We start from the raw sequence: 15151 nt of genomic DNA, 5'->3' as shown, positions 1-15151 counted from the left end.
CCCCACACCCATCCGACGGGACATCGCGTCAGACAGACGATTACACTCGGACGCGTGCCTCAACTTCGTCTCGCCCTGAATCAGATCGACTCCTGCGTCGGCGATCTCGCCGGGAACGCCGAGACGATCGTCGCCTGGACCCGGCATTCCGCCGAACAGGGAGCGCACTTGGTGGCGTTCCCCGAGATGGCGCTCACCGGGTATCCCGTCGAGGACCTCGCGCTGCGCGGTTCCTTCGTCGAGGCTTCCCGCGCCGCGCTGTTCGCGCTCGCGGCCCGTCTCGACGCCGAGGGATTCGGTGAACTGCCCGTCGTCGTCGGTTACCTCGACCGCTGCGAGGAGGCCCAGCCGCGCTACGGCCAGCCCGCCGGCGCACCGCAGAACGCCGCCGCCGTGCTGCACCGGGGCGGCGTCGTCCTCACCTTCGCCAAGCACCACCTCCCCAACTACGGCGTCTTCGACGAGTTCCGCTACTTCGTGCCCGGCGACTCGATGCCCGTGGTGCGGGTGCGCGGCGTGGACGTAGCGCTCGCGATCTGCGAGGACCTCTGGCAGGACGGCGGCCGGGTGCCCGCCGCCCGCAGCGCCGGGGCCGGGCTGCTGCTCTCCATCAACGCCTCACCGTACGAGCGCGAGAAGGACGACACGCGCCTCGACCTGGTTCGCAAGCGCGCCCGCGAGGCGGGCTGCACCACCGCGTATCTCGCGATGATCGGCGGGCAGGACGAGCTGGTCTTCGACGGCGACTCGATCGTCGTCGACCGCGAGGGCGAGGTCATCGCGCGCGCCCCGCAGTTCGCCGAGGGCTGCGTCATGATCGACCTCGATCTGCCGGCCGCCGCGCCGGAGCCGCCGTCCGGCGTCGTGGACGACGGTCTGCGGATCGAGCACGTCATCGTCTCCGCCGACCCGCTCCCCGCGTACGAGCCGGAGATCCCCGGCGGGCACGCGGAGCGGCTGGGCGACGACGAGGAGGTCTACACCGCTCTCGTTGTGGGCCTGCGCGCGTACGCGGCCAAGAACGGGTTCAACAGCGTGCTGATCGGGCTCTCCGGCGGCATCGACTCGGCGCTCGTCGCGGCCATCGCCTGCGACGCGCTGGGCGCGCAGTACGTGTACTGCGTCGCGATGCCGTCCCGCTACTCCTCGGAGCACTCCGTCGAGGACGCGGCCGAACTGGCGCGCCGCACCGGCCTGAACTTCCGGACGATCCCCATCGGTCCGATGTTCGACGCGTACATGGAGTCGCTGAAGCTCACCGGGCTGGCCGAGGAGAACCTCCAGTCGCGGCTGCGCGGCACGATGCTGATGTCCCTCTCCAACCAGGAGGGCCAGATCGTGCTGGCCCCGGGCAACAAGTCCGAGCTGGCCTGCGGCTACTCGACGCTCTACGGCGACTCGGTCGGCGCGTACGGCCCGATCAAGGACGTCTACAAGACGTCGATCTTCCGGCTGGCCAAGTGGCGCAACCAGGCGGCCCTGGAGCGCGGCCAGACCCCGCCCATCCCGGAGAACACGATCAGCAAGCCGCCGAGCGCGGAGCTGCGGCCCGGCCAGGTCGACACCGACTCGCTGCCCGACTACGAGGTACTCGACCGGATCCTGGAGATGTACGTCGACCGCGACCAGGGGCGGGACACGATCATCGGCGCGGGCTTCGACCCGGACATGGTCACGCGCATCCTGCGGATGGTGGACACGGCCGAGTACAAGCGCCGGCAGTATCCGCCGGGCACCAAGATCTCCGCGAAGGGCTTCGGCAAGGACCGCCGGCTGCCGATCACGAACCGCTGGCGCGAGACGAGTTGAGCGGGCGCGGCTGCCGCGGGGCGTACTGAGCGCGCGATCGCCGGGGGCGGGCCGACCGCAACCATGTGGGGTGGCCCGGCCCCGGCAGTTTCTACGATCCGCCGGGCGCGCCCGTGGGGGGGCGTTACGCGGTCGTCGTGCCCTCGCGGATCTCCCGGCCGTCAGCGGGGGCAGCGGGCGGCGGGGCAACGGGATCGGCCGGCTCGGCGAGCCCGCCACGCCGGACTCCCGGAAGACGTCCAGCTCCGGCAGCCGGATGATGACGACCTGGGCGGACGCGGGCTGCTCCTCGTGGATCAGCTCGCCGATGCCTGTGCCGTTGACCCCAGTTGCCACGGTGGAGCGATGGTCTCGTTCCTCATGCGCGACGCGTGGAAACCGGGTGCCCCGACCAGCCGCCGCCGGCCCGGGTGACCGAACCACCGAAGCGGAGCCGCATCAGCAGCCCCGCCCCAGCCCCGCACGAACCCCCGGTCTCAGCCCACCCGCTCCGGCTGTTGTTCCACCCACTCGCCCAGCTCGCTGCGGGCGACGACTCGGGAGGCGCTTTCCGGGGCGGACGGGCCGCGGTCCAGGAGGCCGGCGAGTATGGCGACGGCGAGGCCGATCAGTGCGAGGACCGCGCCGACCAGCATCGGGGACGTCCATCCCCAGCCCGCCGCGATCGCGACTCCGCCGAGCCACGCGCCGCCGGCGTTGGCCAGGTTGAACGCGGAGTGGTTCGAGGCGGAGGCGAGGGTCGGGGCGTGTCGGGCCTTGTTCATGACCAGCATTTGCAGCGGGGTGGTGATCATGAAGCCGACGGCTCCCAGCACCACGACCGTGATCATCGCGGCCCACTGCACATGGACCGTGAACTGGAAGGCGACCAGCGTCGCCGCCATCGCCCCGAGCGCCCCGTACAGGGTCGGCCGCAGCGCGCGGTCGGTCAGGGGGCCGGCGGCCAGCGCGCCGAGGGTCATGCCCACGCCGAAGAGTGCGAGCACCACCGGCACCGAGGTCTCCGCGAGGCCGGTCACCTTGGTCATCATCGAGGCGAGGTAGCTGTAGACCGCGAAAACGCCGGCGAAGCCGAAGACCGCGGTGACCAGGGCCAGCACCACCTGGCGGTCCCGCATGGCCGAGAACTCCCGTCGCAGGCCGCCCTTGGCGTCGAGCGGGACGTGCGGCACCAGCCGGGCCAGCGCCGCCATCGCGACCAGGCCGATCGCCGCGACCACCAGGAAGGTGGCGCGCCAGCCGAGCTGCTGTCCGAGCAGGGTGGCGGTGGGGACGCCCACGATGTTCGCGACCGTCAGGCCCAGGAACATCGTCGCGACCGCCCGCGCCTGCCGGCCTTCCCGTACCAGCCGCGCCGCGACCACCGCGCCGACGCCGAAGAACGCGCCGTGCGGCAGCCCCGCGAGCAGCCGGCCGGCGAGCAGCGTCCCGAAGCTGGGGGCGAGCGCCGAGGCGAGGTTGCCGACCGTGAACAGGCCCATCAGCAGCACGAGCATCCGCTTGCGCGGGATGCGGGAGCCGAGGGCGGTGAGGAGCGGGGCGCCGATGACGACGCCGATGGCATAGGCGGACACGAGGTAGCCGGCTGTGGGCACCGAGGTGCCCAGGTCGTCCGCGACGTTGGGCAGCAGGCCCATCATCACGAATTCGGTGGTGCCGATCCCGAAGGCGCTGATCGCGAGCGCGAGCAAGGCCAGGGGCATGTGAGACCTTTCGAAGACAGGAGGTTCCATAAGTTCGTTTACGGAACAAAGTCTCTCAGCTGAAAAGTTCCGCCCCGTCAACGCGACGTTACGACTCGACGCCCGGCGAGCACACGCTCAGCGGCGGGGACAGCCGCCGGCGGCTGTGCTCACGTACACACCAAGCGCCTCTGCACCACTCCCACCAGCGGATTAGGCGACGGCTGGGACGGCAGCCCGGTCGTCGCTCCCCCGCACCGCCCGCCCCATCGCCCCCGCCGCCGCACCGACCGCAGCGCTCAGAGTGTGACCGACGCCGCCAACGGCAGGTGGTCGCTGCCCGTTTCCGGGAGCACCGAGGACGACACCGGCTCCATCCCCCGCACCATGATCTGGTCGATCCGGGCCATCGGCAGCGCGGCGGGCCAGCTGAAGCCGAACCCGTCGCCCGCCGCGCCCTGGGTGGAGCGCATCTGCGAGGTGACCGGGGCCAGCGCGCGGTCGTTCATGGTCCCGTTGAGGTCGCCGAGCAGCACGACCTTGCCGAGCTTCTCGGCCGCGATGGCCTCGCCGAGCGCGTCCGCGCTGTCGTCGCGCTGCTCGGCCGTGAAGCCCGCGTTGAACTTGACCCGTACCGAGGGCAGGTGCGCGACATAGACGGCGACGTCACCGTGCGGGGTCACCACCGTGCTGCGCAGCGCCCGTGTCCAGCCCATCTTGATGTCGACGGGCCGGGTCTCGCTGAGCGGGAACTTGCTCCACACGCCGACCGTGCCGGCCACCGCGTGGTACCGGTACGCGCCGGACAGCGCCTTGGAGTACGCGGGCAGGGCGGTGCTGGTCAGTTCCTCCAGCGCCACCACGTCCGCCCCGGAGGCGGCCAGGGCGTGCGCCGTGCCCGCCGGGTCCGGGTTCTCCGCGTTCACGTTGTGGGTGGCGACCTTGAAGTTGCCGCCGGTCTCCGATTTATCGCTGAGCAGCCCGCCGAAGAGGTTGACCCAGACGACGGCGGGGAGCAGCAGTGCGATCAGCGCGGTCGTCGATCGGCGGAACACCGCGAGGACGAGCAGTACGGGGACGGCCAGTCCGGCCCAGGGCAGGAAGGTCTCCACGAGGCTGCCGAGGTTGCCGACGGTGTTGGGGATCTCGGCGTGGAAGACCATCACCGCCGTGACCAGCACCGCGAGCGCCGCGAGGATCAGGCCCCGTCGCCACATACCTACGGGTCGCCACCAGTCGAGAAAGCGCCTGGCTCGTGAGCCTTTGGGACCAGGGCCGCTGCCCTGGTCCGGCTCTGTGATGTATGCCTGCGCCATCCGTCGTCCTCACTGCCTCACACGCCGCACCCCCGCCCATGACCATAAGCGACGGTCGGCACCGTACTGAAAAACACCACCCCCGCCGACTGCGCCGGGGGTGTCGGTAGGGAGGACGAGACGTCGGCCACCGGAGGTTCCTGGCAGCAGGGCTCAGCGGCTTGCTGTGACACAACGGGCACACTGAGCGGGCCGCTGGAAACGGCCGCTACCGAGGCTCCGCCGGGCCACCGCCCGGCCGCCGCAGGCCGTCAGCCGCTCGGGCGGACGCCTTCGAGGACCGTGTCGACGATCTGCGCGGCGAGCTGCTCGGGCAGTTCGCGCCACTCGTGCATCAGCGCGCGGGAGAGCATCGGCCCGACGAAGAGGTCCGCGAGGAGTTCCAGATCACGATCGGCCCGGATCTCGCCAGTCGTCACGCCCCGGCGCAGCACGGCGAACACCGCCTCCCGCCGGGCCCGCACGACCGTGTCGTGGTACTCCTGCCACAGCTTCGGGTGCGCCTGGACCTGGGCGATGACGGTGCGCAGCAGCGCCGAGTTGCGTTTGGCGAGGCCGCGCCGGCGCAGGAATTCGAGCATGACGACGAGGTCGTCGCGGACGGACTCGCCCAGCATCAGCGGGGTGCCGTCGTCGAGCGAGCGCATCACGTCGAGCATCAGCTCGGCCTTGCCTGGCCAGCGGCGGTAGACGGTGGCCTTGCCGACGCCCGCCTCGCGGGCGATCCGTTCCATCGAGAGCTCGGCGATGTTCACGCCCTCCTCCAGCATCCGCAGCACCGCCTCGACGATCGCGGTGTCGGCGGTGAGGCTGCGGGGCCGCCCGCGCCGTTCGGCGGCCGGCGCGGCGTCGGTCATCGCTCAGCCCCCGCGGCCTCCGCCTGCCGGGCGTCGTCCTCCTGCCGCTCGGCGGCGGCCTTGCCCGGCAGGAACAGCACGACGATGACCGCGCCGATCAGCGCGACGGCGGCGGAGCCGATGACCGTCATATGCATGGCGTGCACAAAGGCGTCCTGGGCCGGGCGGACGAGCGCCTTGCCCGCCGGGCCCATCTTCTCGGCGAGGCCGAGCGTCCCCTCGATGGATTCGCCGGCCGCGTGCTGGGCGGTGGCGGACAGGCCGGGGACCTTGTCGAGCGTGCCGTCGATGCCGGCGCGGTAGCTCGCGGACAGCACCGAGCCGAGGACCGCGACCCCGAGCGCGCCGCCGACCTGCCGGAAGGTGTTGTTGATGGCCGAGCCGGAGCCGGCCTTCTCGCGCGGCAGGGACTGCATGATCGAGACGGTGACGGGCGGCATGATGTGCGCCATCCCCGCGCCCTGGAGGAAGAACAGCACTTCGAGCACCCAGATCGGGGTGTCCCGGTCGAGGAGCAGGAATCCCAGCATGGTCACGGCGATGAGCAGCATGCCCGCCGTGCAGACCACCCGGGCGCCGAACCGGTCGACGACGAGCCGGGCGCGCGGCGCGAAGACCATCTGGGCGACGGCGAGCGGCAGGATCAGCAGGCCGGTCTGGAGCGGTGTGAAGCCGCGCACGCTCTGGGTGTAGAAGACGGTGAAGAAGGTCACGCCCATCAGCGCGAAGAAGACCAGCGCGACGGCGGCGACGGCGGCTGAGAAGGCCGGCTTGCGGAAGTACGAGACGTCGATGGCCGGGTGGTCGCTGCGCTTCTCGTGCAGCACGAAGAGGACGAGTACGAGCAGCCCGCCGCACGCCGTGGCGAGGACCTCGGGGTCGGTGAAGTCGGCGAGTTGGCCGCCCTTGATGATCCCGTAGACGAGCAGCACCAGGCCGACGACGGACAGCAGCACGCCGACCGGGTCGAGCCGGCCCGGCTTGGGGTCCTTGGAGTCGGGCACGAGCAGCACCATGGCCAGCAGGCCCAGCAGCACGATGGGGACATTGACGAGGAAGACCGAGCCCCACCAGAAGTGGCTGAGCAGCACGCCGCCGGTGATCGGGCCGATCGCGATGGCGAGGCCGACGCCGCCGACCCAGATGCCGATCGCCTTGGGCTGTTCGTCGCGGTCGAAGACGTTCATCAGGATCGCGAGGGTGGCGGGCATCACGAAGGCGCCGCCGAAGCCCATCAGCGCCCGGAACGCGATGAGCTGGCCGGGCGAGTCCGACATCGCGGCGAGCACCGAGCCGATGCCGAACACCGCCATGCCGAAGAGCAGCACCTTCTTGCGGCCGAGCCGGTCGCCGAGCAGTCCGGCGGTGAAGAGGATGCCCGCGAAGACCAGCGTGTAGGAGTTGACGGCCCATTCCAGCTGGCTCTGGGTGGCGCCCAGGCCGGTGGGCGCGGGGGTGGCGATCGTCTTCATCGCCACGTTCAGGATCGAGTTGTCGAGCACCACGATCAGCAGGCTGAACATGAGGACGGCCAGGATCGCCCAGCGGCGGCGGTGGACCGCCTCGGGTATGCGGGGGGCGGCTGCGGAGCCGGAGGAGCCGGAGGGAATCGCCATGCGGTCCAGGCTAGACCTATTCCGATACGAGACCGTCTCGTATCGCTGAAATATTATGCGGCGCGCGCCCTGGCGCGGGATGTTGGGCGCGGGATGGCGCGCGCCCTGACGCGGGACGTTGGGCGCGGGATGGCGCGCGCCCTGACGCGGGACGTTGGGCGCGGGATGGCGCGCGCCCTGACGCGGGAGCCGCCACGCCCGTACGCCGCAAGTCCCGCGCCGCGAGCGCCATGCCCGTCCCCGTCCGCCGCTGTCGCACCATTCACGGCGGAGTCCCCTTCCCCCCGCGCGGCGGCAGGTGCCACCATGGAGGTGATCCGGGGACGCCGTGAGGGCGCCTCGAGATGACGAAGGAGCGGTTGTCATGACGAACGTTTCGCCTGCCCCGAAGCAGCCCCAAGCCGACAGCAGCACCGCGCTGTACGGCGGCAAGGGCACCCGGCGCGTCACCGTCCGCGACATCGCCGACGCCAAGCAGCGCGGCGAGAAGTGGCCCATGCTCACCGCGTACGACGCGATGACCGCCTCGGTCTTCGACGAGGCCGGCATCCCCGTCATGCTGGTCGGCGACTCGATGGGCAACTGTCACCTCGGCTACGAGTCCACCGTGCCGGTGACCATGGACGAGATGACCATCCTGTCCGCCGCCGTCGTACGCGGCACCAAGCGGGCGCTGATCGTCGGCGACCTGCCGTTCGGCTCGTACCAGGAAGGCGCGGTCCAGGCGCTGCGCAACGCCACCCGGCTGGTCAAGGAGGCGGGGGTCGGCGCGGTGAAGCTGGAGGGCGGCGAGCGCTCGCTGCGCCAGACGGAGCTGCTGGTCGAGTCCGGCATCCCGGTGATGTCGCACCTCGGCCTCACCCCGCAGTCCGTGCACGCCCTCGGCGGCTACCGGGTGCAGGGCCGCGGCGACGAGGCCGCGCACCGGATGCTGCGGGACGCGAAGGCGGCGCAGGACGCGGGCGCGTTCGCGGTCGTGCTGGAACTCGTGCCGGCCGAGCTGGCCGCCGAGGTCACCCGCTCGCTGGAGATCCCCACGGTGGGCATCGGCGCGGGCCAGGAGTGCGACGCGCAGGTGCTGGTGTGGACGGACATGGCGGGGATGACGGGCGGCCGGATGCCGCGCTTCGTCAAGCAGTACGCGCAGCTGCGGCAGACCCTCGGCGACGCGGCGAAGGCGTTCGCGGAGGATGTCGTGGGCGGGGCGTACCCGGCTGAGGAGCACAGCTTCCACTGAGCGCGGCTTCCATCGAGCGCGGCTTCCATCGAGCATGGCGGCGGGATCGGTGAACGGGCGGGGGAGCGGCCGAAGCCGCGCCCCCGTTCGCGCCCCCGCCCGCTCCTCCGACAGGCCCGCCGCCCGCGCCTGTCGGCGGCCTGTCGGCGGATTGTCGGCGGATTGTCGGCGGATTGTCGGTGGTGCCTGGCATCTTGGGCACATGACGCGATACGAGAACCTCAACAACGGCAACCGCGCCGTCGAGGTCCGGGGGCTGGTCAAGCACTACGGCGAGACCAAGGCTCTGGACGGCGTGGACCTGGATGTACGCGAGGGCACCGTCCTCGGCGTGCTGGGCCCCAACGGCGCCGGCAAGACAACCTTGGTCAGGGTGCTGTCCACGCTCGTGCAGCCGGACGCGGGAAGCGCCCGGGTGGCCGGATACGACGTGCTCAAGCAGCCCCGGCAGCTGCGCCGGGTGATCGGCCTCACCGGCCAGTACGCCTCGGTGGACGAGAAGCTGTCCGGCTGGGAGAACCTCTACATGATCGGCCGGCTCCTCGACCTGTCCCGCAAGGACGCGAGGAAGCGCGCGGACGCCATGCTGGAGCGCTTCACCCTGACCGAGGCGGCCAAGCGGCCCGCGATGCAGTACTCCGGCGGCATGCGCCGCCGGCTGGACCTCGCGGCGTCGATGATCGGCAGCCCGGCGGTGCTGTACCTCGACGAGCCGACCACCGGGCTCGACCCGCGCACCCGCAACGAGGTGTGGGCGGAGGTCAAGCGGATGGTCGCCGAGGGCGCGACCGTGCTGCTCACCACGCAGTACATGGAAGAGGCCGAGCAGCTCGCGAACGAGCTGACGGTCATCGACCGCGGCAAGGTGATAGCCAACGGCCGGGTCGACGAGCTCAAGGCCAAGGTCGGCGGCCGGACCCTGCAGATCCGCCCGGCGGACCCGAGCGAGCTGCCCCGGATGGTCGGCGCGCTGGCCCAGGCCGGTCTGGACGGAGTCGCGGGCGCGACCGCCGACCAGGCCGAGGGCCTGGTGTACGTGCCGATCCTCAGCGACGAGCAGCTGACCGCCGTGGTCGGCCTGCTCGGTGAGCGCGGCTTCCAGATCGCCGGGATCAGTACGCACCTGCCCAGCCTCGACGAGGTGTTCCTGGCCATCACCGGCCAGAAGGCATCCGTCGTCGAGCAGTCCGAGGACGAGAACGAGCTTGAGGGGGTCGCGGCATGAGCGCGGCAACACTTACCGCACCGACGACGACGAAGGTGACCGACGAGGGCCGGATCGGCGCACGCGCCAACCTGCGGCACATCGGCGCGCTCGCCCGCCGGAACATGCTGCAGATCAAGCAGGACCCGGAGTCGATGTTCGACGTCCTGCTGATGCCGATCGTCTTCACGCTGTTGTTCGTCTACGTCTTCGGCGGCGCGATCTCCGGCGAGGGCAACCAGCAGGCGTACGTCAACTACCTGATCCCCGGTCTGATGGCGATGATGGGCATGAACATCGCGATGGCCGTCGGCACGGGCGTCAACACGGACTTCAAGACCGGCGTGATGGACCGCTTCCGCACCATGCCGATAGCCCGGTCCTCGGTGCTGATCGCCAAGATCGTGGTCGAGATCGGCCGGATGCTGATCGCCAGCTGCGTCCTGCTGATCATGGGCTTCATCCTGGGTCTGACCATCTCGACGTCCGCGCTGCATCTGCTCGCCGCCGTGGCGCTGGCGACGGTCTTCGGCGCCTCGCTGATGTGGATCTTCGTCCTGCTCGGGCTGGCCATGAAGACCGCGCAGGCCGTGCAGGGGGTGGCCATGCTCGTCCTGATGCCGCTGCAGTTCGGCTCCTCGATCTTCGCGCCGACGAAGACGATGCCCGGCTGGCTGGAGACCTTCACGGACTTCAACCCGCTGTCGACCCTCGCGGACGCCTCGCGCGGCCTGATCAACGGCGGCCCTGTCGCCCACTCCGTATGGATCACCCTCGCCTGGTCCGTCGTGATCACGCTGGTCACGGCCCCGCTCGCGGTGGCCAAGTTCCGGAAGAAGGCCTGACCCGAGTGCCCGCCCGGTCCGCGCCGACCGGCTCACGGCACTCGCGTCACGTCATACGAGAGCGGTGGCCTCCTCCAGCGAGAGGCCGCCGCCCTCGGCGTACGCGCTCTGGTAGCCCGCGTCGCCCAGCGCGGCCCGCGCCGCCGCCTCGGTCCACTCCCTGCTCTCCCGCTCCATCGCCGGCTTGCCGGAGGAGGGCGGGCGCAGCGCGTCGTACGCGCCGATGAGCCGCGCCGCGAGGCGGAACCGCGCTGCGCGGTCCTTCCCGTCGTCCTCCCGGTCGTCCTGGCCGTCCTCCCCGGCCAGCAGTGCCCACGCCCGCGCCCCGCTGAGCAGTTGGGCGGGCGCCATCTGCGGCGCGACCAGCCGCGCCATCGGCTCCAGCGACTTCGCGAGCGCCCTGGGCAGTGCCTCGGCGGGCAGCCCGTCGAGGATGTCCAGCCAGCCGAGCAGACCCTCCACCAGCCCCTGGAACAAGGCGAGTGCGCGATGCGCGAACTCCTCCGTCAACAGCTCCAGATGGAACCGCGCCTCCTCCGTACGCCCGGTGGAGCCGCACCGCAGACCCAGCTGGATGCGGACGTACGACAGGGCCTCCGCGTTCACCCGGCGCTCCTCGGCGAGGATGTCCCGCAGTATCCGCTCGCCGTGCTCGCCTTCCCCCATCTCCATGAGCACGCCCGCCAGCCGGCAGTTCAGCAGCACCCCTTCGCCCAGCGCGCCGAGCTCCGCGACGTAGCGGATCGCCTCCCGTTGAAGCTGCCAGCGCAGGAGCTTGGCCCGTTCCTTCTCGTTCAGCCAGTCGTCGTGTTCGAGCATGCTGCCGTCGGACAGCGCCAGGGGCACGCTCACACCTACGTCCATGCCGACCTGCGGCCCGCTGTGCTGGGCTGGTTCGGGGACGAGGGCTTCGGTACGGAACACGATGTGCCAACCCAGCGCGTCCTTGACCAGCCGTGCGCCGGTGATCCTGCCCTGAGGGGAACCTTTGGTGACGCCGGGCAGGTCCTTGGTCCAGCGGAACCGGACCGGCCCAGCTTGGGAAGGTTGACCTCGCCCCACCGGCGGTGCACCCGTTGGACCTTCAAGTCGCGCCCCTGCGGCACATCCACCGACGGCACCGCCCGGAACCTCCCTTTGAAGCCCGGCGCGTCCGCCCGGCCCTCCCAGCAGTTCACCCACGCACGGTGATACGCCTTCAACACCTGCTGCGCGGCCTGCGCCGGAAGATCGGCGAGCCAGGGAATCTCCTTGCGGGCCTGGCGGATGGCCGCGTCGGCGTCAGACAGGGACGGGCGACGGCACGCCGGAGCCATCGTCCACCAGTCGTGCAGCAGATTCCACAACGCCCGCGCGGCGTGCGCCTGATCCTCCAACCTGGCCTCCTGGACCGGAGACAGCACGAGCAGCGCGCGATGCCCGCGCTACCGCTTCACCAACCTCCGCCCCAGCTCCATGCCAGTGATCGTACCGTTGCTTTAAGTCACATCGCTGGGAAACGGATCCAGTCGTACGCACAGGCCGTCACGTCGTCCACCTCCTCCGCGCCCGCTCGGCCTTCCTCGCCAAGTACCGCCGGAAAGCGTTCACCGACGACATGCTGACCCGCTGCGCTCGGCTCGGGCCGCCGCGCCCGTACGGTCCGGGAGGTCGGCCAGCGCCGGGCCGCGCCACAGCGCAGAGGGCCTCGTCGAGGAGCGCGGCTGCGTTGGCCGGGTCGCCGTCGGCCAGCGCGCGGGCGCCCTCGTCCGCGAGGCGCTCGAAGCGGTACAGGTCCACGTCGTCGCGGTCGGCGTTCAGCCGGCAGCCGCCGCCGTTCGCGGAGCCGACGGCCGCGTGGCCAAGCGCTCGCCCGAGCCTGCCGATGAGGGCCTGGAGCGCGCCGGACGCGTCCGCGGGCGGCTCGGCGTCCCAGACTTCATCGATGAGCGCGTCCACGCCGCGCGCCCGGCCGGGGTGCAGGGCGAGTGCGGTCAGCAGTGCGCGCAGCCGGGTCCCGCCGAGGGAGACGGGCGGCGGCGGGCCGATCGGCCGAGGGATGGGCGGTCCGCCTCGCCGTAGCGACGGTCGTCCCGCCGTGGCCGGGCGACCGGCGCCGGCCCGAGCGGACCGATCGCTCGGCACGAGCCGCATCGGCCGGGATGGACCACCTGATCGACGCGGATCGTCTCGCCGTGGCGACAGCCGTCCCTGCCATGGCCGGGACCCCCGCATCAGCCGGAGCAGGCCCCTCGGCCGGGACGAGCCCCAGCAGCCGAGCCGGCCGGCATCGGTCAGGTCAAGCCGCCGCAGGGCTGCCGGCGGCGGGCGAGCCCCGCCCGCCGCCGGGAACCCCCACGCTCCCCCGCCGCGTTGTCGGGACGCGGGTGTTTGTCCCGCGCGAGGTGGGCCAGACATGCTGTGCTGCCTCGGGCGACTCGCCGAGCTGCCGACCGGCGGCCCGTCAACGGCCGATCGCCGCCGATCCACGTCCCAGCCACCGCCGCCCCCCGTAGAACAGCCGACGCCCCAACCCCGGATCACCCAAGCCGTCCGGACCCCGGCCCCGGCTGGCCCCGCACCCCCAGGAGCGACCCCTATGTCCGCGACAGCGACCCGCAGCGACCGGCGGATCAGCCCCGTTTTTCTGGCCCTGGTCGCCATCATGCTGGTCTCGGCCTATGCCGTGTGGTCGGGGTTCTCGGCGAGCGTCGGCTTCGCCGTGTTCCTGTTCGTGGTGTCCGGCTGGGTGGTGTCGCTGTGCCTGCACGAGTACGCGCACGCCCGCACGGCGCTGCACGGCGGGGACATCTCGATCGGGGACAAGGGATATCTCACCCTTAATCCACTCAAATACACCCATGCGCTGCTCAGTATCGTACTGCCGGTGCTCTTCGTGATCATGGGTGGCATCGGGCTGCCCGGTGGCGCGGTCTTCATCGAGCGGGGCCGGATCAAGGACCGCTGGCGGCACAGCGTGATCTCGGCGGCGGGGCCGCTGACCAACGTGCTGTTCGCGGTGCTGCTGACCGCGCCGTTCTGGCTCGGGATGATGGACGGCGTCCCGGACGCGTTCCGGTTTGCGCTCGCGTTCCTGGCGCTGCTCCAGGTGACCGCGGCGATCTTGAACTCACTGCCGGTGCCGGGTCTGGACGGCTACGGGGTCGTCGAGCCCTGGCTCTCGCACAGCGTGCGGCGGCAGGTCGAGCCGTTCGCGCCGTTCGGCCTGATCGCGGTCTTCGGGCTGCTGTGGGTCCCGGAGATCAACCTTGTGTTCTTCGACGCGGTCGACGCGATCCTGCGCGGCCTGGGCGTGACGGAGTGGGACACGTACTGGGGCCAGGAGTACTTCCGGTTCTGGCAGGGCGAGCCGCAGGTGCCCTCGATCGGCGGCTGAACCCCGGCTCGGCCGGCGCCCTCGGTCGCGACCGGTCAGCCGGCGGCGGTCTGCCGCCGGGTCTCCGCCGCCGCCCGGCCCGCCTTCGCCCTGCGGGCGTAGTACCAGGTCATGTTGGACGCGAGGCCGGCGATCAGAATCCAGACGACGCCGAGCCAGCTGCCGTTCACGAAGGACACGACGGCCGCGGCGACGGCCAGCGTGCAGACGACGAGGGCAAAGACCGCGAGGCGGGGCATGGGGGTCGGCTCCTGTCCGGGGACACGGGGGACATCACGGGGACGTCATGGGGGACATACGGTCCGGCCATTGTCCCCCACGCCCCCGCATCCCCGGTCCCCGCACCCCTGTCCCCGCACCCCGCGCCCGTCACCACCGCGCCCCGCGCGCCCGTACCGCTCAGACGTCGGTGATGCGCAGCCCCGCGTGGGCCTTGTAGCGGCGGTTCATCGAGATCAGGTTGGCGACCATCGACTCGACCTGGTGGGCGTTGCGCAGCCGGCCCGCGAAGACGCCGCGCATGCCGGGGACGCGGCCGGCCAGCGCCTGCACCAGGTCGGTGTCGGCGCGCACCTCGCCGAGGACCATGACGTCCGTGTCGATCTCGTCGATCTCCGGGTCCTGGAGCAGCACGGCGGACAGGTGGTGGAAGGCGGCGGTGACCCGCGCCTCGGGGAGCAGCGCGGCGGCCTGCTCGGCGGCGCTGCCCTCGTCCGGCTTCAGGGCGTACGCGCCCTTCTTGTCGAAGCCGAGCGGATTGACGCAGTCGATGACGAGCTTGCCCGCGAGGTCGTCGCGGAGCGAGGCGAGGGTCTTGGCGTGGCCCTCCCACGGCACGGCGACGATCACGATGTCACTGCGCCGCGAGCACTCGGCGTTGTCCGCGCCCTCGACGCCGAGGCCCAGCTCGCCGGCGGCGGCCTGGGCGCGCTCGGCGCTGCGCGAGCCGATGATCACCTTCTGGCCGGACTTGGCCAGCCGGTAGGCGAGGCCGCGGCCCTGGTCGCCGGTGCCGCCGAGCACGCCGACCACCAGGCCGGACACGTCGGGCAGCTCCCAGGGGTCCTTGGCGGGAGCCTTCGCGGGGGCCGCGGTGGAAGCCCGGGCTTCCGTAGCAGCCGGTGTCTGGGCCTTGTTCGCATCGTCGGGAGAAGTCATACGGCGATCCTGCCAGCAGCGGCGCTCCGCCGCCCTACCGGGTGGTAACGC

Annotated in this window: 12 protein-coding genes and 1 pseudogene; 5 read left to right on the top strand and 8 right to left on the bottom strand. The window is 71.5% G+C overall.

Annotation, left to right across the window (positions count from 1 at the left end):
- The first annotated feature begins 54 nt into the window (after window positions 1–54).
- The gene (locus QMK28_RS16535; protein ID WP_326438565.1) at window positions 55–1809 is read left to right on the top strand and encodes an NAD+ synthase; all 1755 of its coding nucleotides are present in this window, start codon (window positions 55–57) and stop codon (window positions 1807–1809) included.
- Between the two features lie 476 nt (window positions 1810–2285).
- On the opposite strand, the gene QMK28_RS16530 is transcribed toward QMK28_RS16535, so the two are convergent.
- The 4 genes from QMK28_RS16530 to QMK28_RS16515 all read right to left on the bottom strand — a co-directional run bounded on the left by QMK28_RS16530 (window position 2286) and on the right by QMK28_RS16515 (window position 7280).
- On the bottom strand, window positions 2286–3512 hold the full coding sequence (locus tag QMK28_RS16530; protein ID WP_326438563.1) for an MFS transporter: 1227 nt from the start codon (window positions 3510–3512) through the stop codon (window positions 2286–2288).
- 278 nt (window positions 3513–3790) lie between these two features.
- A complete protein-coding gene (locus QMK28_RS16525) occupies window positions 3791–4708 on the bottom strand; it encodes an endonuclease/exonuclease/phosphatase family protein (protein WP_443050743.1) in 918 nt (305 codons plus the stop codon).
- Between the two features lie 350 nt (window positions 4709–5058).
- A complete protein-coding gene (locus QMK28_RS16520) occupies window positions 5059–5664 on the bottom strand; it encodes a TetR/AcrR family transcriptional regulator (RefSeq protein ID WP_326438559.1) in 606 nt (201 codons plus the stop codon).
- On the bottom strand, window positions 5661–7280 hold the full coding sequence (locus tag QMK28_RS16515) for an MFS transporter (protein ID WP_326438558.1): 1620 nt from the start codon (window positions 7278–7280) through the stop codon (window positions 5661–5663). The genes QMK28_RS16520 and QMK28_RS16515 overlap by 4 nt, the downstream gene beginning before the upstream one ends.
- Window positions 7281–7644: 364 nt before the next feature.
- On the opposite strand from QMK28_RS16515, the gene panB reads away from it, so the two are divergent.
- From panB to QMK28_RS16500, 3 genes are all read left to right on the top strand, one after another.
- Window positions 7645–8517: a 3-methyl-2-oxobutanoate hydroxymethyltransferase gene (panB, locus tag QMK28_RS16510; RefSeq protein WP_326438556.1), complete on the top strand. Its 873-nt coding sequence runs from the start codon at window positions 7645–7647 to the stop codon at window positions 8515–8517.
- A gap of 202 nt (window positions 8518–8719) precedes the next feature.
- The gene (locus QMK28_RS16505) at window positions 8720–9742 is read left to right on the top strand and encodes an ATP-binding cassette domain-containing protein (RefSeq protein WP_326438554.1); all 1023 of its coding nucleotides are present in this window, start codon (window positions 8720–8722) and stop codon (window positions 9740–9742) included.
- A complete protein-coding gene (locus tag QMK28_RS16500) occupies window positions 9739–10566 on the top strand; it encodes an ABC transporter permease (protein ID WP_326438553.1) in 828 nt (275 codons plus the stop codon). Before QMK28_RS16505 ends, QMK28_RS16500 begins: the two co-directional genes overlap by 4 nt.
- A 51-nt stretch (window positions 10567–10617) precedes the next feature.
- On the opposite strand, the gene QMK28_RS16495 is transcribed toward QMK28_RS16500, so the two are convergent.
- Together QMK28_RS16495 and QMK28_RS16490 are read right to left on the bottom strand one after the other, a co-directional pair.
- The gene (locus QMK28_RS16495) at window positions 10618–11628 is read right to left on the bottom strand and encodes a hypothetical protein (RefSeq protein ID WP_326438552.1); all 1011 of its coding nucleotides are present in this window, start codon (window positions 11626–11628) and stop codon (window positions 10618–10620) included.
- A gap of 551 nt (window positions 11629–12179) precedes the next feature.
- A pseudogene (locus QMK28_RS16490) lies at window positions 12180–12606 on the bottom strand (AfsR/SARP family transcriptional regulator); the annotation flags it as partial.
- A gap of 538 nt (window positions 12607–13144) precedes the next feature.
- On the opposite strand from QMK28_RS16490, the gene QMK28_RS16485 reads away from it, so the two are divergent.
- Window positions 13145–13942 (top strand): site-2 protease family protein, encoded by a 798-nt coding sequence (locus tag QMK28_RS16485; protein ID WP_326438550.1) that lies wholly within the window; start codon window positions 13145–13147, stop codon window positions 13940–13942.
- A 35-nt stretch (window positions 13943–13977) separates the two neighbouring features.
- Here QMK28_RS16485 and QMK28_RS16480 read toward each other — a convergent pair whose 3' ends face one another.
- Both QMK28_RS16480 and npdG read right to left on the bottom strand, forming a co-directional pair.
- Entirely contained in the window at window positions 13978–14181 is a 204-nt protein-coding gene (locus tag QMK28_RS16480; protein ID WP_326438548.1) for a hypothetical protein, read from the bottom strand.
- Window positions 14182–14341: 160 nt separating this feature from the next.
- The gene (npdG, locus tag QMK28_RS16475) at window positions 14342–15100 is read right to left on the bottom strand and encodes an NADPH-dependent F420 reductase (RefSeq protein ID WP_326438546.1); all 759 of its coding nucleotides are present in this window, start codon (window positions 15098–15100) and stop codon (window positions 14342–14344) included.
- Window positions 15101–15151 lie beyond the last annotated feature (51 nt).

It is taken from the genome of Streptomyces sp. H27-D2 (assembly GCF_035828615.1).
GTDB lineage: Bacteria > Actinomycetota > Actinomycetes > Streptomycetales > Streptomycetaceae > Streptomyces.
This window is presented reverse-complemented; position numbering and strand designations above follow the sequence as displayed.

Excerpts from the sequence above, each read along its gene's own strand:
- QMK28_RS16530 (WP_326438563.1), bottom strand. The coding sequence starts at position 3,512 with ATGCCCCTGGCCTTGCTCGCGCTCGCGATCAGCGCCTTCGGGATCGGC.
- QMK28_RS16525 (WP_443050743.1), bottom strand. The coding sequence starts at position 4,708 with ATGTGGCGACGGGGCCTGATCCTCGCGGCGCTCGCGGTGCTGGTCACG.
- QMK28_RS16520 (WP_326438559.1), bottom strand. The coding sequence starts at position 5,664 with ATGACCGACGCCGCGCCGGCCGCCGAACGGCGCGGGCGGCCCCGCAGC.
- QMK28_RS16515 (WP_326438558.1), bottom strand. The coding sequence starts at position 7,280 with ATGGCGATTCCCTCCGGCTCCTCCGGCTCCGCAGCCGCCCCCCGCATA.
- panB (WP_326438556.1), top strand. The coding sequence starts at position 7,645 with ATGACGAACGTTTCGCCTGCCCCGAAGCAGCCCCAAGCCGACAGCAGC.
- QMK28_RS16505 (WP_326438554.1), top strand. The coding sequence starts at position 8,720 with ATGACGCGATACGAGAACCTCAACAACGGCAACCGCGCCGTCGAGGTC.
- QMK28_RS16500 (WP_326438553.1), top strand. The coding sequence starts at position 9,739 with ATGAGCGCGGCAACACTTACCGCACCGACGACGACGAAGGTGACCGAC.
- QMK28_RS16485 (WP_326438550.1), top strand. The coding sequence starts at position 13,145 with ATGTCCGCGACAGCGACCCGCAGCGACCGGCGGATCAGCCCCGTTTTT.
- QMK28_RS16480 (WP_326438548.1), bottom strand. The coding sequence starts at position 14,181 with ATGCCCCGCCTCGCGGTCTTTGCCCTCGTCGTCTGCACGCTGGCCGTC.
- npdG (WP_326438546.1), bottom strand. The coding sequence starts at position 15,100 with ATGACTTCTCCCGACGATGCGAACAAGGCCCAGACACCGGCTGCTACG.